The organism is Streptomyces sp. NPDC012466 (assembly GCF_042955215.1).
In the GTDB taxonomy this organism is placed as follows: Bacteria; Actinomycetota; Actinomycetes; order Streptomycetales; family Streptomycetaceae; genus Streptomyces.
On record NZ_JBIBEQ010000016.1, the window covers coordinates 78,569 to 99,907 of the forward strand.

The 21,339-nt window shown below is 71.8% G+C and carries 20 protein-coding genes; 11 read left to right on the top strand and 9 right to left on the bottom strand.

The features are described from left to right. Positions 1-141 precede the first annotated feature (141 nt). Together ACFY9E_RS38335 and ACFY9E_RS38340 are read left to right on the top strand one after the other, a co-directional pair. Complete coding sequence (locus tag ACFY9E_RS38335; protein WP_390992867.1) at positions 142-1,476, top strand: CNNM domain-containing protein; 1,335 nt, start codon at positions 142-144, stop codon at positions 1,474-1,476. Further along, positions 1,473-2,558 carry a CNNM domain-containing protein gene (locus ACFY9E_RS38340; RefSeq protein WP_390992870.1) on the top strand — a complete coding sequence of 362 codons (1,086 nt, stop codon included), beginning with the start codon at positions 1,473-1,475 and terminating at the stop codon, positions 2,556-2,558. The genes ACFY9E_RS38335 and ACFY9E_RS38340 overlap by 4 nt, the downstream gene beginning before the upstream one ends. A 25-nt stretch (positions 2,559-2,583) precedes the next feature. Here the strand turns inward: ACFY9E_RS38340 and ACFY9E_RS38345 are convergent, their stop codons facing one another. Both ACFY9E_RS38345 and ACFY9E_RS38350 read right to left on the bottom strand, forming a co-directional pair. Continuing rightward, entirely contained in the window at positions 2,584-4,443 is a 1,860-nt protein-coding gene (locus ACFY9E_RS38345) for an AAA family ATPase (protein WP_390992987.1), read from the bottom strand. A gap of 429 nt (positions 4,444-4,872) precedes the next feature. Then, on the bottom strand, positions 4,873-5,529 hold the full coding sequence (locus tag ACFY9E_RS38350) for a uridine kinase (RefSeq protein ID WP_390992990.1): 657 nt from the start codon (positions 5,527-5,529) through the stop codon (positions 4,873-4,875). A gap of 194 nt (positions 5,530-5,723) precedes the next feature. Here ACFY9E_RS38350 and ACFY9E_RS38355 point away from each other — a divergent pair, with 194 nt between their 5' ends. From ACFY9E_RS38355 to ACFY9E_RS38365, 3 genes are all read left to right on the top strand, one after another. Continuing rightward, a complete protein-coding gene (locus ACFY9E_RS38355) occupies positions 5,724-7,103 on the top strand; it encodes a C39 family peptidase (protein WP_390992872.1) in 1,380 nt (459 codons plus the stop codon). A 91-nt stretch (positions 7,104-7,194) separates the two neighbouring features. After that, entirely contained in the window at positions 7,195-7,335 is a 141-nt protein-coding gene (locus ACFY9E_RS38360) for an SCO1431 family membrane protein (RefSeq protein WP_390992874.1), read from the top strand. Between the two features lie 76 nt (positions 7,336-7,411). Further along, entirely contained in the window at positions 7,412-8,068 is a 657-nt protein-coding gene (locus ACFY9E_RS38365) for a TetR family transcriptional regulator (RefSeq protein ID WP_390992877.1), read from the top strand. 48 nt (positions 8,069-8,116) lie between these two features. Here the strand turns inward: ACFY9E_RS38365 and ACFY9E_RS38370 are convergent, their stop codons facing one another. Then, on the bottom strand, positions 8,117-9,382 hold the full coding sequence (locus tag ACFY9E_RS38370; RefSeq protein WP_390992879.1) for a glycosyl hydrolase family 18 protein: 1,266 nt from the start codon (positions 9,380-9,382) through the stop codon (positions 8,117-8,119). A gap of 334 nt (positions 9,383-9,716) precedes the next feature. Between ACFY9E_RS38370 and ACFY9E_RS38375 the strand changes: the two genes are divergently transcribed. Continuing rightward, positions 9,717-10,889, top strand: a complete 1,173-nt coding sequence (locus ACFY9E_RS38375; protein WP_390992882.1) for an acyl-CoA dehydrogenase family protein — start codon at positions 9,717-9,719, stop codon at positions 10,887-10,889. On the opposite strand, the gene ACFY9E_RS38380 is transcribed toward ACFY9E_RS38375, so the two are convergent. Further along, entirely contained in the window at positions 10,852-11,100 is a 249-nt protein-coding gene (locus ACFY9E_RS38380; protein ID WP_390992884.1) for a hypothetical protein, read from the bottom strand. The genes ACFY9E_RS38375 and ACFY9E_RS38380 overlap by 38 nt on opposite strands. Before the next feature lie 176 nt (positions 11,101-11,276). After that, positions 11,277-11,711, bottom strand: a complete 435-nt coding sequence (locus ACFY9E_RS38385; RefSeq protein WP_390992887.1) for a hypothetical protein — start codon at positions 11,709-11,711, stop codon at positions 11,277-11,279. A gap of 268 nt (positions 11,712-11,979) precedes the next feature. Here ACFY9E_RS38385 and ACFY9E_RS38390 point away from each other — a divergent pair, with 268 nt between their 5' ends. The 4 genes from ACFY9E_RS38390 (at position 11,980) to fxsA (ending at position 16,141) form a co-directional block, all read left to right on the top strand. Further along, positions 11,980-12,420, top strand: coding sequence for an Lrp/AsnC family transcriptional regulator (locus ACFY9E_RS38390; RefSeq protein ID WP_004002750.1), 441 nt, complete (start codon positions 11,980-11,982; stop codon positions 12,418-12,420). Positions 12,421-12,542: 122 nt separating this feature from the next. After that, positions 12,543-14,144 carry an amidohydrolase family protein gene (locus ACFY9E_RS38395; protein WP_390992890.1) on the top strand — a complete coding sequence of 534 codons (1,602 nt, stop codon included), beginning with the start codon at positions 12,543-12,545 and terminating at the stop codon, positions 14,142-14,144. 534 nt (positions 14,145-14,678) lie between these two features. Next, complete coding sequence (locus tag ACFY9E_RS38400; protein WP_390992893.1) at positions 14,679-15,482, top strand: glycosyltransferase; 804 nt, start codon at positions 14,679-14,681, stop codon at positions 15,480-15,482. Positions 15,483-15,574: 92 nt separating this feature from the next. Next, positions 15,575-16,141, top strand: a complete 567-nt coding sequence (fxsA, locus tag ACFY9E_RS38405) for an FxsA family membrane protein (RefSeq protein WP_390992896.1) — start codon at positions 15,575-15,577, stop codon at positions 16,139-16,141. 126 nt (positions 16,142-16,267) lie between these two features. Here the strand turns inward: fxsA and ACFY9E_RS38410 are convergent, their stop codons facing one another. From ACFY9E_RS38410 to ACFY9E_RS38425, 4 genes are all read right to left on the bottom strand, one after another. Beyond that, complete coding sequence (locus ACFY9E_RS38410; protein WP_030247095.1) at positions 16,268-16,642, bottom strand: RNA polymerase-binding protein RbpA; 375 nt, start codon at positions 16,640-16,642, stop codon at positions 16,268-16,270. A gap of 266 nt (positions 16,643-16,908) precedes the next feature. Next, the gene (locus ACFY9E_RS38415; protein ID WP_390992900.1) at positions 16,909-18,255 is read right to left on the bottom strand and encodes an MFS transporter; all 1,347 of its coding nucleotides are present in this window, start codon (positions 18,253-18,255) and stop codon (positions 16,909-16,911) included. 49 nt (positions 18,256-18,304) lie between these two features. Continuing rightward, positions 18,305-19,072, bottom strand: a complete 768-nt coding sequence (locus ACFY9E_RS38420) for a glycerophosphodiester phosphodiesterase family protein (RefSeq protein WP_390992903.1) — start codon at positions 19,070-19,072, stop codon at positions 18,305-18,307. Further along, positions 19,069-19,722, bottom strand: a complete 654-nt coding sequence (locus ACFY9E_RS38425; RefSeq protein WP_390992906.1) for a YitT family protein — start codon at positions 19,720-19,722, stop codon at positions 19,069-19,071. The genes ACFY9E_RS38420 and ACFY9E_RS38425 overlap by 4 nt, the downstream gene beginning before the upstream one ends. Before the next feature lie 100 nt (positions 19,723-19,822). Here ACFY9E_RS38425 and ACFY9E_RS38430 point away from each other — a divergent pair, with 100 nt between their 5' ends. Further along, positions 19,823-21,322, top strand: coding sequence for an aminotransferase class I/II-fold pyridoxal phosphate-dependent enzyme (locus tag ACFY9E_RS38430; RefSeq protein WP_390992909.1), 1,500 nt, complete (start codon positions 19,823-19,825; stop codon positions 21,320-21,322). Positions 21,323-21,339: the final 17 nt, after the last annotated feature.

Consider the following 21,339-nt stretch of genomic DNA (forward strand, 5'->3'; position numbering starts at 1 on the left):
CGGTGCGCAGAGGCCCCTGCTAACCGAGGAGTGACCCCCTCCGGCGATGGACGGATCGTCCTGCAGTACCTGCGCCGCCCCCTGCCGACATAGCGCGGACCTCGTTGCCGAGGTACGCGACCGTGCGGAGGCGGCGGCATCATGACCACCCCCCTGCTGCTCCTGGCAGCCGCGTTCCTGCTGATTCTCGCCAACGGATTCTTCGTGGCGGCCGAGTTCGGACTCGTGACGGTCGAGCGCCCGGAGGCCGAGAAGGCCGCCGCCGAGGGTGACCGGCGCGCCCACCGTGTCGTGGAATCGCTCAAGGAACTGTCCTTCCAGCTCTCCGGCACCCAGCTCGGCATCACCATCACCTCGCTCGTCGTCGGCATGCTCGCCGAACCGGCGCTCGCCGAGCTGCTGCACGGCCCGTTCACCGCGGTCGGCGTCCCCGCGGGAGCCGTCTCCGGTGTCACGGTCGTGGTCGGCATGCTGCTGGCCTCCGCCGTGCAGATGGTGATCGGCGAGCTCCTGCCCAAGAACTGGGCGGTGTCCAGGCCGTTGCAGGTCGCGCGCTTCGTCGCGGGCCCGCAGCATGTCTTCGCCCGGCTGTTCCGGCCGGTCATCGCCGGCCTCAACGCCGTCGCGAACCGGCTCGTGCGCGCCCTGGGCGTCGAACCCACCGAGGAACTGGCCTCCGCCCGCACCCCCGGTGAACTCGTCTCCCTGGCCCGCCACTCCGCCCGGGCCGGAGCCCTGGAACAGGACACGGCCGATCTGTTCGTCCGGACCCTGTCGCTGGGCGAGCTGACCGCGCAGCACGTGATGACGCCGCGCGTGAAGGTCAGCGCCCTGCAGTCCTCGGCCACCGCCGAGGACGTGGTCAACCTGACCCGGGCCACCGGCCTGTCCCGCTTCCCCGTCTACCGGGAGAGGATCGACGAGGTCGTCGGCATGGTCCACCTCAAGGACGCCCTGGCCGTGCCCGTCCAGGACCGGCTGCGCACCCCCGTCGGCCGCATCGCCCGCCCGGCGCTGCTCGTCCCCGAGACGCTGCCCGTGCAGCCGCTCCTCGCCCGCCTGCGCAGCGAGCAGCCCATCGCGGTCGTCGTCGACGAGTACGGCGGCACCGCCGGTGTCGTCACGCTGGAGGACATCGTCGAGGAACTCGTCGGCGAGGTCCGCGACGAGCACGACGGACACGACCTGCCCGAGCTGGCCGCCGCGCCGCCGGAGGACGGCAGGCCCGCCTGGGACGTCGACGGCAGCTGCCGGGTCGACATCCTGCAGCGCATAGGCCTGGACGTGCCCGAAGGCCCGTACGAGACCGTCGCGGGCCTGATCGCCGACCTGCTGGGCCGTATCCCGGCCGTCGGGGACAAGGCGGAGCTGCCCGGCTGGCGGCTGTCCGTGCGCCAGGTCGGCCACTACCGCGCGGAACGGGTCCGGCTGGTGCGGACCGCCCCCGTGGTCTCCATGGCGGAGGCCGTCCGATGAGCGTGCTCCAGCTTCTCTTCGCGGCGCTGCTCGTGCTCGCCAACGGCTTCTTCGTCGGCGCCGAGTTCGCGCTGGTCTCCGTACGCCGCAGCCAGATCGAGCCGCTCGGCACCGCCCGCTCCCGGCAGGTCCTCTACGGGCTGGAGCGGCTGCCGCAGATGATGGCGGCGGCCCAGTTCGGCATCACGATCTGCTCGCTGACCCTCGGCGCGGTCGCCGAACCGACCGTCGCGCACCTGCTGGAGCCGGTCTTCGAGCGGATCCACCTGCCCGAGGGCGTGATCCATCCGCTCACCTACGTCATCGCCCTCGCCGCCGTGGTCTTCTTCCACCTCGTCATCGGCGAGATGGTCCCGAAGAACCTGGCGATGGCGGCCCCGGAGAAGGCCGCGCTGTGGCTGAGCCCCGGCCTGGTCTGGTTCGCCCGCTTCTGCAAGCCCATCACCGCCGCCCTCGGCGCCTGCTCCCAGGGCATCCTGCGGCTCTTCCACGTGGAGCCCAAGGACGAGGTCGAGGCCGTTTTCACCAGCGAGCAGCTCAACCGGCTGGTGGAGGACGCCGGCCAGGCGGGCCTGCTCGACCCCGAGGAGGCCGAACGCCTGGAGGACGCCCTGGAGCTGGGCTCCCGCCCGGTCACGGACGTCCTGCTCAAGCGCGAGTCCCTGGTGACGGTCAGACCGTCGGTCACCCCCGGCCGCATCGTCGAGCTCACGGCCCGCACCGGCTACTCCCGTTTCCCGGTCGCCGCGGACAACGGCGTGTTCATGGGCTATTTGCACGTCAAGGACGTCCTCGACCTGGAGGACTCCGACCGGGCCGTCCCGCAGCACCTGTGGCGTTCCATGACGACCCTGCGCTCCGAGCTGCCGCTGGACGACGCGCTGACGGTGATGCGGCGCGCGGCGACCCACCTGGCCCAGGTGGCCGACGGGTCCGGGAAGGTGCTCGGGCTGGTCGCGCTGGAGGACGTGCTGGAGCTGCTGGTGGGGGAGGTGCGGGACCCCGCGCATCGTGAGGTGCGCGAGGTGAGGCTGACCGAGCCCCGGAGCAGTGGGGCGTCGGAGGAGGTCCTGGCCACCTAGCGAGCGGCCCACTCACGCCGCTTCCTCATGGTCCGGGCGGATCCTGTGGTCCCCGCCCGGACAGCACCTCCCCGTACGCCTGCATCAGATCCGGCAACCGCAGCGTCGCGAGATCCTCACGCCCCAGCGCCCCGGGGTAGAGGGACAACCGCAAGTCCCGGTAGGCGCAGCTCTTCTCGTACAGCGTCCGCAGGAACCGCCCGTTCCCCAGCTCGTCGATCCACCCCTGGTCCACCACGTGCCCGGCGATGGACCGCAGCTCGTCGAGGGCCTCCTCGTCCCAGAGGTCACCGTTCTCCGCCGCCAGTACCTTGCCGATCTCGGTGAGTTCGAGGGGCCGGTACGACGGGAAGTCGACGCGGGTGGTGAAACGGGACGACAGCCCGGGGTTCGCGGCCAGCAGGCGGTCCATGCCCTCCGGGTAGCCGGCCAGGATCACCACGAGGTGGTCGCGATTGTCCTCCGCGCGCTTCAGCAGCACCTGCAGGGCCTCGTCACCGTAGGCGTCCCCCTTGCCGTAGCCCGAGTTGGACAGCGAGTAGGCCTCGTCGACGAAGAGGACGCCCCCGAGGGCCGAGTCGATCAGCTCGTTCGCCTTCACCGCCGTCTGCCCGAGGTACTCGCCCACCAGATCGGCCCGCTGCGCCTCCACGAGGTGGTCGCCGCCGAGCAGCCCGAGCGCGTAGAAGACACGGCCGAGGATGCGGGCGACGGTGGTCTTGCCGGTACCGGAGGGGCCGGAGAAGACGAAGTGCCGTTTCGGCGGCTGGACCGGAAGGCCCTGCCCGGCCCGCAGCCGGGCCATGTTCAGCTGCGCCGACAGCGCCTTGACCTGGCGTTTCACCGGCTCCAGACCCACCATGCCCTCCAGCTCGGCGAGTGCTTCCTCCAGTAAGGCCGGGTCGGTCGGCCCGGCGGGCAGGGAGGAGGCCGGGCCGGTCCTCTCGCGGACCGGCGGGACGGTCACCGGCGGCAGGGGAGTGATCGCCGGCTCGGGGTCGGGCAGCCTCAGGTCGCGCCCCTCCAGTCCGAAGAGCGGATCGAACCCGTCCGGCCCGTCCACGACGTCCTGGCCCGCGCCGGTGAGCGTGATCGCGGCGAGGTCCGTGACGTCGTCGTATCCGTCGCCCTCGGCTATCGCGGCGAGCCGGGCGGAGGTGTCCATGAAGGCCGGGTCGACGCGGTGCACGGCCCGGTACAGGGGGAGCGCGGCGGCACTGCGGCCGGTGCCCTCGTGGGCCCGGGCCAGCCAGTACCGCAGCTCCTTGCGCTGCGGCTGCTCGCTGCGGCAGCGCATCAGTGCGGCGGCCAGCAGTGGTTCGGCCTGGCCGTACATCTCCAGGCGGACCCTGGCCATGCCGCCGAACAGGCCGGCCTCGATGCCGAGCATGGGATCGTCGAGCAGCGGGTCGGTGTGGCGGACGAGCTGTTCCCAGTCCTTGACCAGATAGGCGCGGCAGGAGTGCAGGAAGCGGACCTGGTGGTCGGTGTCCACCGGCGGCAGCCCGGCGAGCGCCCGGTCCAGCTCGGGGACATGGCGGCCGTCGAGCCAGTGGGAGGCGTGCGCGAGGAGCAGGTCGCGGGGACTCTCCAGTACGGGCTGCACCCACCAGCCCAGCCAGTACCAGGAGTTGAGCGCGCGGCGGTAGCGGGAGCGCTGCTCCCCGAAGCGGTCGCGGTGCTGGAACATCCGCAGCAGCGCGGTCGTCGTGTCGACGCGCAGCGCGTGCAGTCCGAGCCAGCCGTCGGCCATCCCGGAGTCCATGCGAACGGCGGCGCGGAACTCCTCCTCCGCCTGCGGATAGGCGCCCATGGTGTAGGCGTCCACGCCTCGCAGCCAGGCGAGGTCGGCCGGGGCCTGAGGGCCCTGCGTGCCGAAGTCCATCACGTCCCCCACGAACCGTGCCCCCGTCGGTATGCCAACGAGCCGTCCCCCAGCCGGCTGCCCTGCTCGAACCGCTGTGCCACGGACCGGAGTTGCCGTGCGCGAAGCAACCGTCCGCAGGTCGCGACGAGGGCATCGTACCGTCGCGGGCGGCGCCCCCGTAGGGTGCCGCACGGGCCGTTCGGCGAGGTGGGAGCGGACGCGACGGACTCGCGCGCGGTGACCCAGGGTGAGTGGTCGGCGCCCCCGCGGCGGCCGGAAGACAGGAAGAGGGCAGAACGAAGCCCCCGATCACGGGGGAACAACCGGGGGCTTCGCGTCTGCGGGCGGCTTCGATGCCGCACATTGAGAACGTAAGACCTGTACGGCCCGGCGGTCAAGCCGAGTTGAAGCACTGCGACGAGTTGTCCCACAAGGCCCTTCACACGTTCAGCACACTGCGGGCGGTCCGTCACCGTGCGTGAGGGGCTGGTCCGGTCCCACCGTCCCGGCAGGTCCCGGGAGCACCTCGTATCCCTCGTCGCCCTGCCGCACCAGAAGGTCGGCGAACGGTCGCGAGGGATCACCGGCGAAGTGCCGGCGCTCCGCCGGGACCCAGCCGTCCCAGAATTCCCGCTGCTCCACCCCGTCCCGCGACCGTCCTCGCGCCCAGGCCTCCTCGCGCGGCAGCTCCATCCACAGCAGCAGGGCCAGGTGGGAGCGCAGCGCCCGGCGCCCCGCGCCGACGCCCTCCACGAGGAGCACCGGAGCGGGCGGGAGCGGGACCGGCGGGCCGAAGCGCCGGTCCCGCCAGTCGTAGGGGGTGTAGTGCGCGGTCCGGCCCTGGGAGAGCGGCTCGATCACCTGGTCCAGCAGCCGCCCGGTCCAGTCGAAGAGCGCGTCGTGGCTGGCGATGTCGTCGAGGCGCAGCACCGGCGCACCGCCCAGCGCCGTGGCCAACCGCCCGGCGAACGTGCTCTTTCCGGATCCGGCGTGCCCGTCGACGCCGACGAGGCGGACCGGGCCGCAGGAGGGGGAGAGGCGGCGGATCCGGATGGCCAGGTCGTGGACGGCGGGGCCCGGTGCGGGACGGAAGGACGGATTCATCTCGCGCAGCACTCTAACGACGGTGTCCTGCGCGGTCGCCACTGGTCGACGCCAATATTGGTGGGCGTGGCGCGCGTCGAAGTGCTGGCAGGACAGGGCGGGCTGTGCTCATATGTGGCGCACGCACGGATGCGTCCGGCCGTGCACGGACCTGCCCCGCCCCTGCCCGACTCCGACATCCGGGGGTCCCCGCCATGCGCAGAGCCGAACAGCCCTCCCGCAGAACCGTCCTGGCCGCCGCGGTCGCCGCCGCCGTCACCGCGGGCGCGGGTCCGGCGGCCGCCGACCCCGAGGCCACCATGACGACCGACACCGCGGACCCCGCCCGGGCGGTCCCGGCCCCCACCGTCGACAACCGGGCCTGGATCTCCTACGGCGACTGGCGCGGCGGCACCCCCAAGGGCACCCGGGCCGTCGCGGGCACCCGCCCGGGCCTGGTGATCGCCGGGCCCGTCGGAACGGCCGACTACACGGACCCGCACACCGGCACCACCGCGGCGTGGGAGTACGGCACCTGGACCTCGCCCGTCCACCGGCTCACCGTCCCCGCGACCGAGGCGATCGTCTCCTGGAACGCGCGCACCCCGGCCGGCACCTGGATCCAGGCCGAGATCAGGGGCACCTACACCGACGGCACCAGCACCCCCTGGTACGTGATGGGCCGCTGGGCGGCGGGCGACCAGGACATCCGGCGCACCTCGGTCGACGACCAGAGCGACGGCAAGAGCACGGTCTGGACCGACACCCTGGCGATCGACGACCCGTCGACCGGCCTGCGCCTGGCCTCGTACAGGCTGCGCCTGACCCTCTACCGCAAGCCCGGCACCAAGGCCACCCCCACCGTCTGGCGGCTCGGCGCCATGGGCTCCGACGTGCCCGACCGGTTCACCGTCCCGGCGTCCGCGCCCGGCCTCGCGAAGGAACTGGCCGTCCCGCGCTATTCGCAGGAGATCCACAAGGGCCGGTATCCCGAGTACGACAACGGCGGCGAAGCCTGGTGCAGCCCGACGTCCTCCCAGATGATCATCGAGTACTGGGGCGGCCGGCTCACCGAGGAGCAACTCGCCTGGGTCGACCCGTCGTACACCGATCCGCAGGTCTGCCACGCGGCCCGGTTCACCTACGACTACCAGTACGGGGGCTGCGGCAACTGGCCGTTCAACGCCGCCTACGCGGCCACGTTCAAGGACCTCCAGGGCGTGGTCACCCGGCTCGGCTCGCTCACCGAACTGGAGAGGCTGATCGCCGCGGGCATCCCGGCCATAACGTCCCAGTCGTTCCTGAAGGAGGAGCTGACCGGCGCCGGGTACGGCACCGCCGGGCACCTGATGACGGTCATCGGCTTCACCGCCGAGGGCGACGTGATCGCCAACGATCCCTTCTCCGCGACCGACGAGGCCGTGCGACGCGTCTACCGCAGGCGCGAGTGGGAGAACATCTGGCTCAGGACGAAGCGGTACAACGCCTCCGGCAAGGTCGCCTCCGGTACCGGCGGGATCTGTTACCTGTACTTCCCGGCCCGCCCGAGCGCGGCTCAGCGCAAGGCCCTGACGGCCGTGGGCGTCCGCGTGTGACCAAGCTCTCGGCCGCAAAAGCCGCTCCCGGTGGCAAGGTGGACAGGACTTCGGGGGGAGTCCGTCCGCACCACCGACCCTGCGAGAAGCCATGACCGCACACTGCGCCACCGCCACCCGCGTCCGCACCGGCGGCCCTCAGGAAGACGGCCCGAAGATCGTCGAGCACGTCATGGGATGGACCCTCGTCGTGGTCGTCGCGATGCTCGTGACCCAGCTCGGACTGCTGTGACCTGACCCACGACCCGGCGTCGGCGCCTGCCATACTGCGGAGGTCCCGCCCCCGCCTGTCGAGACCAGGGTCGACCTTGAACATCAGTCCCCAGCCTGCCGCGCGCCCCAGGGCCCGCGGCACCGAGCGCTCGATGGCGCGCCGTGCCGAACTCATCGCCATCGGGCGGAGGTTGTTCGCCGACATCTCCTACGACGCCCTGTCGATGGACGACATCGCCCGGCAGGCGCACGTCGCCAAGGGGCTGATCTACTACTACTTCCAGTCCAAGCGCGGCTACTACCTGGCCATCATCCAGGACTCCGTCACCGAACTGGTCACGCTGGCGGCGAGCGGTCGCGAACTGCCCCCGGTCGACCGGGTCCAGCTCACCGTCGACAGCTATCTGCGCTACGCCGAGCACAACCAGGCCGCGTACCGCACGATCGTCAGCGGCGGCGTCGGCTTCGACACCGAGGTGCACGCCCTCCGCGACGGGGTGCGCGAGGCGGTGGTGGCGACCATCGCCGAGGGCGCGTACGGCCGTGTCGACATCACCGCGCTGGCGCGGATGGGGCTGCTGGCCTGGGTGTGCAGCGTCGAGGGTGCCACGCTCGAATGGATCGACCGTCCCGAACTGCCCCGCGCCACCATGTGCGAGCTGTTGGTGAAGACCCTCGGCGGCGCTCTGCGCGCGATCGAGGAACTCGACCCGGCCTACCCGGCCCCGCAGCCCGCCCGCCGGGGCGCATGACGAAGGGGCGGAGGGTCCGCAGCGGACCTCCGCCCCTCGCTCCGGGCGTTACCTGATGGCCTTGATCAGTTCACCGTTCGACGTGTCGCCGCTCAGCTCCCAGAAGAACGTGCCGCCCAGGCCCTGCTGGTTCTTGTAGTTCATCTTGGTGCCGATGGTGGCCGGGGTGTCGTAACTCCACCAGTTGGTGCCGCACTTGGCGTACGCCGTGCCGGCCACCGTCCCCGTCGCCGGGCACGTGGTCCTGAGGACCTTGTAGTCCTCGATGCCCTGCTCGTACGTGCCCGCCGCCGGGCCGGTCGCGGTGCCGCCCGGGGCGGACTGCGTCACGCCCGTCCAGCCGCGGCCGTAGAAGCCGATGCCGAGCAGCAGTTTCGAGGCAGGGATGCCGAGGCCCTTGAGCTTCGCGATGGTCGCCGCGCTGTGGTTGTCCGCCTTGGGGATGCCGGAGTACGAGGTCAGCGGCGAGTGCGGAGCGGTCGGACCCGCGGCGTCCCAGGCACCGAAGAAGTCGTACGTCATCGGGTTGTACCAGTCGACGTACGGGGCGGCGCCCGCGTAGTCCGCCGCGTCGATCTTGCCGCCCGGGGTGGCGTCGGCGGTGATCGCCGCGGTGACGAGGTTTTGCGGGCCGAACTTGGCGCGCAAGGCCTGCATCAGGTTCTTGAAGGCCGCCTTGCCGCTGGTGTCGCAGGTGGCGCCACAGGCGTTCGGGTACTCCCAGTCGATGTCGATGCCGTCGAAGACGTCGGCCCACTTGAAGTTCTCGACGAGGTCGTAGCAGGACTGGGCGAAGGCGGCCGGGTTCTTCGCGGCCTCGCCGAAGCCGGCCGACCAGGTCCAGCCGCCGAAGGACCACAGGACCTTGAGGTTCGGGTGCTTCTGCTTCAGCTTGCGCAACTGGTTGAAGTTGCCGCGCAGCGGCTGGTCCCAGGTGTCGGCCTTGCCGTCGACGGACTCGGCGGCGGTGTAGGCCCGGTCGGTGGCGGCGTACCCGTCGCCCATGGCGCACTTGCCGCCGGTGACGTTGCCGAAGGCGTAGTTGATGTGGGTGAGCTTGCCGCCCGATCCGGACGTCTCGATGTTCTTGACGTAGTACTTGCGGTCGTAGGTGCCCCATTCGGTGAAGTACCCGATGACCTTGGAGCCCGCGGCTCTGGCGCCGGGAGCGTCCTTCGTGGCTGCGGCGGCCTTCTGAGCCGAGGTCGCCGCGGAGGCGGAGGTGCCCGCGCCGGCCAGCAGGCCGGCGCCGAGGACGGCGCAACAGGCCGCGGACACGATGGCCCGGAAGCGGGAGGGGTGGGGGGTGTGCATCCGGTGTCTCCTCGTGGGGAGAGGGGAACGCCGCGCCCATTGGCATGAACGCGGTGATTCGGTGGAGCGAAACAGTAGGAGGACTAGACCAGTTGGGTCAATGGTGCGGACCAATTCCGCCCCTCCGGATGCGCTCGGCCATTTCTTGAAGTAAGCGGTCGTTAACTGGTGACGAGATGCCTCCGATCGGGCATACTCACAGCGCACAGCCGCTGGTCAGCAGCTTCCGAGACCCGGGACTGCAAGCATCGGCCAGGCACCAGAACGACCCGGCGGCGCCGCCCCCCACCCATGGGCCCGCCCGCCAGTGCCCGACAGGGAGGAGAGCGTCGCCATGCCCGACCGCGCCCCGCAGCCGGTGGACCGACAACTGCCCACGGAGGAGGCCCGGGACCTGATCTCACTCGTGCGCGACATCGCGCAGCAGGAGATCACCCCGAAGGCGGCCGAGGAGGAGGATGCCGGCCGCTTCCCGCGCGAGCTGTTCACCCTGCTCTCCCGCTCAGGACTGCTCGGCCTGCCGTACGACTCCGAGTACGGCGGCGGTGACCAGCCCTACGAGGTCTACCTCCAGGTCCTGGAGGAGCTCGCCGCCGCCCGTCTCACCGTCGGTCTCGGCGTCAGCGTCCACTCCCTGGCCTCCTACGCGCTCGCCGCCTACGGCACCAAGGAGCAGCAGGTCGAGCACCTGCCCGCGATGCTCGGCGGCGGCCTGCTCGGCGCCTACTGCCTCTCCGAACCCCACTCCGGCTCGGACGCCGCCGCCCTGCGCACCAAGGCCGTGCGGGACGGCGACGGCTGGGTGATCACCGGCACCAAGGCCTGGATCACGCACGGCGGGATCGCCGACTTCTACACGGTGATGGCGCGCACCGGCGATGAGGGCCCGCGCGGGATCAGCGCGTTCCTGGTGCCCGGCGACGCCGAGGGGCTGAGCGCCGCCGTGCCGGAGAAGAAGATGGGCATGAAGGGCTCGCCCACCGCGCAGGTCCACTTCGACGGCGTCCGCGTCCCGGACGACCGGCGCATCGGCGAGGAGGGCCAGGGCTTCGCGATCGCCCTGTCCTCGCTCGACTCGGGGCGGCTCGGCATCTCGGCGTGCGCCATCGGCGTGGCGCAAGCGGCTCTCGACGAGGCGCTGGCCTACGCGACCGAGAGGCGCCAGTTCGGCAAGCCGATCGCCGACTTCCAGGGGCTGCGGTTCATGCTCGCCGACATGGCGACGCAGATCGAGGCCGGCCGCGCGCTCTACCTCGCCGCGGCCCGGCTGAAGGACGCGGGCCGGCCCTTCGCGCGGCAGGCCGCCATGGCCAAGCTGCACTGCACCGACACGGCGATGCGGGTCACCACCGACGCCGTGCAGATCCTCGGCGGCTACGGCTACACCGCCGACTTCCCGGCCGAGCGCTACATGCGCGAGGCCAAGGTGCTGCAGATCGTGGAGGGCACCAACCAGATCCAGCGGATGGTCATCGCCCGTCATCTCGTGGGTCCAGAGGGACGCTGAACTGGTCGAGGCCCCGCCAGGGGGCGGCGAGCCGCATCCACTCCGGGTCGTGCCGGCCCGGCAGGGTGCGGCCGCCCTCGGCCCAGGTCCGCATCAGGTCGCGGTAGATCGGCGGGTCCTGATAGCGGGACGGAGCCGGCCGAACCGATTCTGCGGGCGGCGGGACGTACAGGAGGCGCTGACGCCCGGTCGCTGAGGAGATGGGGGTCATACCAGGGCAACGCGGCAGGGCCCGGACAGGTCACCGGATGGTGGAATCGGGCGTGCGTTCAGTGCCCGCCCGGATCGGCCCGCCTCCGGGCGCACTGATCCCGCACCACGGCGGTCTGCGAGCCGTGGCGCGGGGCAGCTACGGGAGTGGAGCGGGCGGGCGGAGAAGGCCCGCGCTCAGGCCGCGTGGCGGCGCATGACGGGGACCCTGATGGGGCGCGAGCCCGGACCGCCGACGTGCGAGAAGGGCTGGGTCCGCCAGTCGAGCCCCTGGGGGAGCGTCAACAGCAGGGCGGTGTCCTGCTCCTGAGGTTCCACGGACTCGTCCGCGGGGCGGGCGTCCGCGGCCCTGCGGCCGGTTCCGGCGCAGACCGTGAGTCCGAAGGGGTTCCACGGCGAGGCGCACATCGCGTGCTCCGGCAGGACCTCCTCGTCCGCCAGCAGGGCGATGGGCTGCGCGCAGTCCGGGCAGACGACCCGGAACATCTCGAACGTGTCGTAGGCGTCGAGTTCGTCGTCGAAGGTGTCGGGTTCGACGCCCTCCGGCTCGGGCTCGACGACGAGCTGCTGCCGCTTGGGTGCGGTGCGACCAGGGCGCTTAAGACTCTGCATTGGGTTCTCCCCCTAAGGCTGGGCCGTATCAGGCACTGCGGCCTCGACCACAGCAAGCACTTCCCGCGCCCCCTGGGCGGTAATCACGAGAACATTACGGAGACTGTTCGAGGCCTGTGGCGTTCGTCACATGCCCCGCGCAGGTGTCCGCTGCGGTGTGTTTGTCCCCCGGACGGCTGACAGCCCGCTTCCGCCCACATCACGAAGCGGGCATGACCGGGCTGCTCAGGTATCCCAGGAGATCAACCGCCCTGTAGGTTCTTGCGCCATGGAGGAGCTGGACCGACAGATCGTGCAGCTGCTCGTCAAGGACGGGCGGATGAGCTACACCGACCTGGGCAAGGCCACGGGCCTGTCCACGTCGGCCGTGCATCAGCGGGTGCGGCGGCTGGAGCAGCGGGGTGTCATCCGGGGCTATGCCGCGGTCGTCGACCCGGAGGCCGTGGGGCTGCCGATGACGGCGTTCATCTCGGTGAAACCGTTCGATCCCAGCGCGCCCGACGACATCGCGGACCGGCTGGCCGGCGTGCCGGAGATCGAGGCGTGCCACAGTGTCGCGGGGGACGAGAACTACATCCTCAAGGTGCGGGTCGCCACACCGCACGAGCTGGAGGAACTGCTGGCCCGGCTGCGGTCGCTGGCCGGGGTGTCGACCCGGACGACTGTGGTGTTGTCCACGCCCTATGAGGCGCGGCCTCCCAGGATCTGACCGGTCGGTGCTGCGGCTGCGGGGCCTGTGCGCTTGATCGCGCCCTCGCGGCGGAGCCGCACCTCGACATCGTCCCGCGCCCCTTTGCGGGGCGCCGAGGGCGGCCTGTGAGACTGTGCTCCATGAGTGAGTCCAGTGTGCCGCCGAAGACCGTTCTGCTCCGCCGTGGCGAGGTGCACAGCCCTGCCGATCCCTTCGCCACCGCGATGGTCGTGGAGCGGGGACAGGTCGCGTGGGTGGGGTCCGAGGGGGCCGCTGACGCCTTTGCCGACGGCGTCGACGAGGTGGTCGACCTCGACGGGGCCCTGGTGACCCCCGCGTTCACCGACGCGCATGTGCACACCACTGCCACCGGGCTCGCCCTGACCGGTCTCGATCTGTCGGGCGCCCCCTCCCTCGAAGCCGCCCTCGCCCTCGTACGGGACTTCGCCGCCGCCCGCCCGGACGACCGTGTGCTGCTCGGGCACGGCTGGGACGCCGCCCGCTGGCCCGGCGGCCGGCCCCCGGCGCGGGCCGAGCTCGACGAGGCCGCCGGGCACCGGCCCCTCTACCTCAGCCGGATCGACGTCCACTCGGCGGTGGTGAGCACCGCCCTGCTCGACCTGGTTCCCGAGGTCACCCGCGAGGACGGTCCGCTCACCGCCGGCGCCCATCACGCCGTGCGGGCCGCCGCGTTCGCAGCCGTGACGTCCCGGCAGCGCACCGAGGCACAGCGTGCCGCCCTCGCGCACGCCGTCTCGCTCGGCATCGGCACGGTCCACGAGTGCGCCGGGCCCGAGATCTCCTCCGAGGACGACTTCACCGGCCTGTTGCGCCTCGCCGCGGCGGAACCCGGACCGCGCGTCGTCGGCTACTGGGCCGAACAGGACGTCGCCAAGGCCCGCGAGCTGGGCGCGTCCGGAGCCGCGGGGGATCTGTTCGTCGACGGCGCCCTCGGCTCCCACACGGCCTGTCTGCACCAGCCGTACGCCGACACCGGGGACACCGGTATCGCGTATCTGGACGCCGCCGCGGTCGCGGCGCACGTCGTGGCCTGCACCGAGGAGGGCCTGCAGGCCGGTTTCCACGCCATCGGCGACGCGGCCGTGGACGCCGTGGTGGAGGGCGTGCGCGCCGCCGCCGAGAAGCTCGGCCTCGCCCGGATCCGGGCCGCCCGCCACCGCGTCGAGCACGCCGAGATGCTCACCCCGGAGAGTGTCGCCGCCTTCGCCGAACTCGGCCTCACCGCTTCGGTACAGCCCGCCTTCGACGCCCTGTGGGGCGGCGAGGAGGGCATGTACGCGCAGCGCCTGGGCGTCGAACGGGCCCGCGCCCTCAACCCCTTCGCGGCCCTGCTGCGCGCCGGTGTCCCGCTCGCCTTCGGCTCCGACAGTCCCGTCACCCCGCTCGACCCGTGGGGCACGGTCAGGGCCGCCGCCTTCCACCGCACACCGGAGCACCGCGTCTCCGTGCGCGCCGCGTTCACGGCGCACACGCGCGGCGGCTGGCGGGCCGTCGGACGGGACGACGCGGGCGTTCTGGTCCCGGGCACCCCCGCCGACTACGCCGTCTGGCGCACCGGCGAACTCGTCGTCCAGGCCCCGGACGACCGCGTGGCGCGCTGGTCGACGGATCCCCGTTCCGGCACGCCCGGTCTGCCCGACCTCACTCCGGGCCGCGACCTGCCCGTCTGTCTGCGCACCGTGGTGGGCGGACGCACGGTCTTCGTACGGCCGGGCGAGTGATGTACGGGGGTGGCGCGCATGAAGTCGTGCGCCGCGCCCCCGGCGTGCGACCTGCGCATCCTCCGCGCTGACCAGGGCCTTGCCCGAAGGTGCGCAGGTCGAACGGCTGTTGACAGGCGGCCGGAGGGGGCCGGTAGGTTCGGCGGAGTCCACCACCGGACGCCCGACCGGGGAACGTCCGAGCACTCGCCGCGGCGCCGCCGGGTCAGGGACGGTGTGCCGCACCGGCACACCGCCACTGGGAGCCAGGCTCAGGCCGGCGCAGCGCCGAGGGAACGTTCCGGCCGGTCGGGGAGGTGTGACCCGGGTGGGGCCCGGGCGCTCAGTAGACAACGGCTTTCGGTCGATCCGCAGCCGGCGGATCCCAGGCCGGCCCGAAGGGCGCCGGGCCCCCATCCGTCGTACGCGCGCACCCGGAAGCGCGTTCTTACGCGCGTCTTGCGGATTCGACACCACGATTCGAACGTCCTGTCATGTCGGCGCAGGCCGGGCCCACTATGGTGGACCTCTGCGTATGGACATGAAGGGGCAGTAGTGAACGACGGCGACGGAACCCTCGCGGCAGGGGCCCAGGGGAGGAAGTTCGGCCCGCTCGGCACGGCCTTGGTGATCATCCCGACCTACAACGAGGCGGAGAACATCAAGAGCATCGTCGGCCGGGTGCGCAAGGCCGTCCCCGAGGCGCACGTGCTCGTGGCCGACGACAACAGCCCCGACGGCACGGGCAAGCTGGCCGACGAGCTGGCCGTCGAGGACGACCACGTCCACGTGCTGCACCGCAAGGGCAAGGAAGGCCTGGGCGCCGCCTACCTCGCGGGTTTCCGCTGGGGCCTGGAGCGGGATTACGGCGTGCTGATCGAGATGGACGCCGACGGTTCCCACCAGCCCGAGGAACTGCCCCGTCTGCTCACCGCCCTGAAGAGCGCCGACCTGGTGCTGGGATCGCGCTGGGTGCCGGGCGGCCGGGTGGTGAACTGGCCGAAGTCCCGCGAGGTGATCTCCCGGGGAGGCAGCCTCTACTCCCGGCTGGCGCTCGATCTGCCGCTGCGCGACATCACCGGCGGCTACCGTGCCTTCCGCCGCGAGACCCTGGAAGGCCTCGGCCTCGACGAGGTCGCCTCCCAGGGGTACTGCTTCCAGGTGGATCTCGCCCGCCGTGCGGTCAAGGCCGGCTACCACGTGATCGAGGTGCCCATCACCTTCGTCGAGCGGGAACTCGGCGACTCCAAGATGAGCCGCGACATCCTCGTCGAGGCGCTGTGGCGCGTCACGGCGTGGGGCGTGGGGGAGCGGGTCGGCAAGGTCACGGGGCGCGCCGGAAAGCCGTCGAAGCCGTAGCGCCGTCCGGTCCATTCCCGGGGAGGCCGCTCACAGAATCAGCTGATGGTGGCCTTATGCCGCGCTGAGCCGGGGCCAGGCACACTGGAGGCATGACGACTGGCGCTCCGACCCCCTTGTCCCCTGCCCGGCCCCGGCGCTCGCGGCTGCGCACGTTCCTGCCGCTGGGAGTCGCCGTGTGGCTGGTGCTGGAGATCTGGCTGCTCACGATGGTCGCGGGGGCGACCAGCGGGCTGGTGGTCTTCCTCGTCCTGCTGGCGGGTCTCGTTCTCGGCTCCGTCGTCATCAAGCGGGCCGGCCGGCGGGCCTTCCGCAAGCTCTCCGAGGCGCTGCAACAGCAGCAGAGCGGTGTGATGCCCGAGGCGGCCCGGCCGGGCAGCGAGGGCAACGGCCTGATGATGCTGGGCGGCCTGCTCCTGATGATCCCGGGCCTGGTGTCGGACGCGGTGGGCCTGCTCCTGCTGCTGCCGCCGGTCCAGAAGGCCGTGAGCCGCTCCGTCGAGCGCACCTTCGAGCGCAAGCTCCGGGAGGCCCGCCCGGGCACCCTGGGCGGTGCGTTCCAGCAGGCGCGTATGCACCAGCCCGACGGCAAGGTCGTCCAGGGCGAGGTCATCAAGGACGAGCCGGGGGACGCCCCGCGGCCGCCGCTGGCGCACTGAGCCGTCCGGCCCAGCCGGCCGGTCCGGCATCGGGCCCGGGCACGCGAAAGACCGCGGGCGCCGTACATCTCGTACGGCGCCCGCGGTCTTCTGATGCGCTGTTACTTCGGCCAGACCCTGGAGGGACTATGCCGACTTGCGGCTGTCGCGGGGATGAACAGCGATGTTCATCGCACCGGAGCGCAGAACCGCCAGGCGCTCCTCGAGGACCTCTTCGAGTTCCTCACGGGTACGCCGCTCCATCAGCATGTCCCAATGCGTACGCGCGGGCTTGCCCTTCTTTTCTTCAGGGACATCGCCGTCCACGAGGAGTGCCTGGGCCCCACAGACCTTGCACTCCCACTCCGGCGGGATCTCCGCCTCGACCGAGAAGGGCATCTCGAAGCGGTGCCCCTTCTCGCATGCGTACTCCACGGCCTGGCGCGGGGCCAGGTCGATGCCGCGGTCCGTCTCGTAGCTGGTCACCACGAGGCGCGTGCCGCGAAGAGCTCGCTCACTCATGAATCGTGCCTCCCGGGCTTGTCGCCCACAGGACAGGTGTCGCTGTCGTCGTCATCCGGTCAACGTCCGGTCGGCGGTAAAGATTCCCGTTCCGAGTCCCGTTCCGGGTCATGCGTCGCCGTCGTAGCCGCCCTTGTTGTACCCACCAGCGCCCGGTTTGTCACATCTGATAGCAGATGTAACCCAGCGTTTCGGCATCTTTGACGCGCAGTAACGGTCCGCCTGGCAGGCCAAACGCGTACACTACAGCCCTTTCGTGTTCAGTGCTAAATCCTGTCGGGAACCGGGTTCCCCGCTTCGGCGATCGCACGCCGCACCGGAACCCGTGCGAGCAGGCCGAACCCGAGCACGAAGAACGCCACCAGCGAGATGATCGCGTCCCGGTAGCTCCCGGTCAGCTGGTAGGTGACCCCGAACAGCAGCGGTCCCAGCCAGCTCATGCCGCGGTCGCTCACCTCGTACGCCGAGAAGTATTCGGCCTCCTTGCCGGCCGGGATCAGATGGGAGAACAGGGACCGGGACAGCGCCTGGCTGCCGCCGAGGACCAGGCCGATCCCGGCCGCCAGGACGAAGAACCACACCGGCGCCCCGGCCGGCAGGAAGTATCCGGCCGCCAGCGTCACCGTCCAGGCGACCAGCGAGCCGAGGATCGTGCGTTTGGCCCCGTACACCCGGGCCAGCCGGCCCATGGTCAGCGCGCCCGCCACCGCCAGCACCTGCACCAGCAGGACCGCGCCGATGAGTGTGGACTGACCGAGGCCGAGCTCCTCGGAGCCGTAGACCGAGGCCTGGGAGATCACCGTCTGGATGCCGTCGTTGTAGACCAGGTACGCGAGCAGGAAGGCCAGGGTCAGCGGGTGGCGGCGCATGTCGCGGACGGTTGCCGCGAGCTGCCGGAAGCCGGGGAGGGCCGCCTCCCGGCCGGCGGTCCTGCGATCGCGCAGCCGCCGCAGCGGGACGAGGGCGAACGCGCCCCACCACAGCCCGGCCGACGCCAGGCAGATGCGGACCGCCGCGCTCTCGGAGAGCCCGAAGCCTTCGTGGCCGGTGTAGAGGACCAGGTTGGCCACGAGAACCAGCGAGCCGGCGGCGTAGCCGAAGGCCCAGCCGCGGGAGGAGACCGCGTCCCGCTGCTCGGGCGGGGCGATCTGCGGCAGGTAGGAGTTGTAGATCATCATCGCGACCGACTGTGCGGCGTTCGCCACGATCAGGAGGACGCCGCCGAGCAGGTAGCGGTCGCCGTCCAGGAAGAACATGGCCGTCGTCGCCGTGGCGCCGGTGTAGGCGGCGGCCGCGAGGAGGGGCTTCTTGCGGCCGGTGCGGTCGGCGGCCGCACCCACCAGAGGCATCACCAGTACGGCCACGATCACCGACAAGGACACCGAGTAGGCGAAGAAGGACCCGGCCCGCACCGGTACGCCGAGGGGGTGGACGTACCCGTCGGCGTCGGCCGCCGACTTGGCGACCGAGGTCAGATAGGGGCCGAGGAACACGGTGAGCACGCTCGTCGAGTAGACGGAGCAGGCCCAGTCGTAGACGTACCAGCCGCGTTGCTCGCGCCTCAGCTCCGCGGCCCCGTCGGCCGGTGGTGTCCGCACGGTGTCGTGGCCCACCCGTGCCCTCGCTTCCCCGTGAACGCGCAGAGGGGACGGACCCGGGGGCTCAGACCCAGACGCCGCGGTCCTCCATGACCTTGCGCAACGTGTCGATGTGATCGGTCATGATGCCATCCACGCCCAGGTCCAGAAGCCGGTGCATGCTCTCGGCGTCGTTGACCGTCCACACGTGGACCTGGAGCCCTCGCGCGTGGGCGGCGTGCAGGAAGCGCCCGTCCACGACCTGGATGCCGGACTGGATCTCGGGGACCTGCGCGGCCACCGCCGAGCGGCGCACCGCCGCCGGCAAGCCCCAGGAGCGCAGCCGCAGAGTGAGCACACCCCGCGTGCCGTACGACGTGGCCAGGCGCGGGCCGGCCAGCCGCTGGGCACGCACCACACGGGCCTCGGAGAACGAGCCGAGGCAGATCCGGTCCCAGGAGTCCGTCCGCCCGACCAGGTCCAGGAAGGGCAGCAGGGCGGCCTCCGCCTTGACGTCCACGTTCCAGCGCACGTCGGGGAAGGTCTCCAGGAGCTCCTCGAAGAGGGGGAGCGGTTCCTCGCCCGCCACGCGCGCCTGCCGCACCTCCTGCCACGGCAGGTCGGCGATCCGGCCCGACCCGTCCGTCACCCGGTCCAGCGTCGCGTCGTGGAAGGCGACGAGCTTGCCGTCCCGGGTGGTGTGGACGTCGGTCTCGATGTACCGGTAGCCGGCCTCCACCGCACACCGGAACTGCCGCACGGTGTTCTCCAGGCCGTCCGCGGCCCCGCCCCGGTGGGCGAAGGCGATCGGGCCGGGATGGCCGAGGTAGGGGTGGCGTATCCGCGGGGTCACGGACGCAGTATCGCCCCTCGGGGTTGAGCGATGGCAACGGCCGTGCTGCCACCGGATGCCGGGGGGACGGCGAACACGCGCAGGAAGACCTGCGCGAGCGGGCCGATCGCCAGGGCGTACAGAAGGGTGCCGATCCCGACGGTGCCACCCAGGGCGAAGCCGGTCGCCACGACCGTGAGCTCGATGCCCGTGCGGACCAGACGGATCGAGACGCCCGTGAGCTGGTGCAGTCCGGTCATGAGGCCGTCGCGCGGGCCCGGTCCGAAGCGGGCCGCGATGTACAGGCCGGTCGCGGCGCCGTTCAGGACGATCCCCGCCACCAGCAGCGTGATGCGCGGCGCCAGACCGTGCGCGTCGGGCACCAGGACCAGCGTCGCGTCCATCGCCATGCCGATGACCAGCACGTTGGAGATCGTGCCGAGGCCCGGCCGCTGGCGCAGCGGGATCCACGCGAGCAGCACCGCGGCGCCCACCAGGGTCAGCACGACGCCGATCGACAGGCCGGTCCGCTCGGCGAGGCCCTGGTGCAGCACGTTCCACGGCTCCAACCCGAGCCCCGAACGGACGAGCAGCGCCGAGCTCGCTCCGTACAGCGCGAGACCGGCGTAGAGCTGGACGAGCCGCCGGGTGAGACGCCCCCGCGTGGACATGATGTGCCCCCCTGTGGTGGTAGTGGACTGCTGCATGACACCCTGTGGCTTGGATGGAGAGGCCATCCATGGCCAATCCGGGGAAGGTGGACTGATTTCGATGGCGGAGTGGACCTCGGCCGTGGGGGCGGCGCAACTCGCCCGGCTCCTCAGCTCCCAGCAGGACCGACCGGCGGGGCCCGGCACGCGCCGGCCACCGGCCTATCGCGCGCTCGCCGACGGCATCCGCCTGCTGGTGCTCGAAGGGCGGGTCCCGGTGGCCGCCCGGCTGCCCGCCGAACGCGAACTCGCGCTCTCCCTGTCCGTCAGCCGTACGACGGTCGCCGCCGCCTACGAGGCGCTGCGCAGCGAGGGGTTCCTGGAGTCCCGGCGCGGCGCGGGCAGCTGGACGGCCGTGCCGGCCGGGAACCCGCTGCCCGCGCGGGGGCTCGAGCCCCTGCCGCCGGAGGCCCTCGGCTCGATGATCGACCTGGGCTGCGCCGCCCTGCCGGCTCCCGAGCCCTGGCTCACCCGGGCCGTCCAGGGCGCCCTGGAGGAACTGCCGCCCTACGCGCACACGCACGGCGACTATCCCGCAGGGCTGCCCGCGCTGCGGGCGATGATCGCCGAGCGGTACACCGCGCGCGGCATCCCGACCATGCCCGAGCAGATCATGGTGACGACCGGGGCGATGGGCGCGATCGACGCCATCTGCCATCTGTTCGCGGGTCGGGGCGAGCGCATCGCCGTCGAGTCGCCCTCGTACGCCAACATCCTTCAGCTGATGCGGGAGGCCGGGGCCCGGCTCGTGCCCGTCGCCATGGCGGAGGGGCTCACCGGCTGGGACATGGACCGCTGGCGGCAGGTCCTGCGCGACGCCGCGCCCCGCATCGCCTACGTCGTCGCCGACTTCCACAACCCGACCGGGGCGCTCGCGGACGAGGACCAGCGGCGGCGGCTGGTGGACGCGGCACGGTCCGCGGGAACCGTGCTGATCGCCGACGAGACGATGAGCGAACTGTGGCTCGACGCGGAGGTACGGATGCCGCGGCCGGTGTGCGCGTTCGACCCGGCCGGCTCCACGGTGATCACGGTGGGGTCGGCGAGCAAGGCCTTCTGGGCGGGTATGCGGATCGGGTGGGTGCGGGCCGCACCGGACGTGATCCGCAGTCTGGTCGCCGCGCGGGCGTATGCCGACCTCGGTACGCCGGTGCTGGAACAGCTTGCGGTGAACTGGCTGTTCGGGACCGGGGGCTGGGAGCAGGCCGTGGAGGTACGGCGGGAGCAGGCCCGTGCGAACCGGGACGAGCTGGTCACCGCGGTGCGGCGGGAACTGCCCGACTGGGAGTTCGAGGTGCCTCAGGGCGGGCTGACGCTCTGGGTGCGCACGGGAGGGCTGTCCGGTTCGCGGCTGGCCGAGGCGGGGGAACGCGTGGGGGTGCGGGTGCCGTCCGGGCCGCGCTTCGGGGTGGACGGGGCGTTCGAGGGGTATGTGCGGTTGCCGTTCACCGTCGGGGGTGCGGTGGCCGAGGAGGCGGCCGTGCGGTTGGCCGCGGCCGCGGGACTGGTGGAGAGCGGCGCCGTCCAAGGCGCGGAGGCGCCGCGCACGTTCGTCGCCTAGGGCCTGCGCTGTTCAGC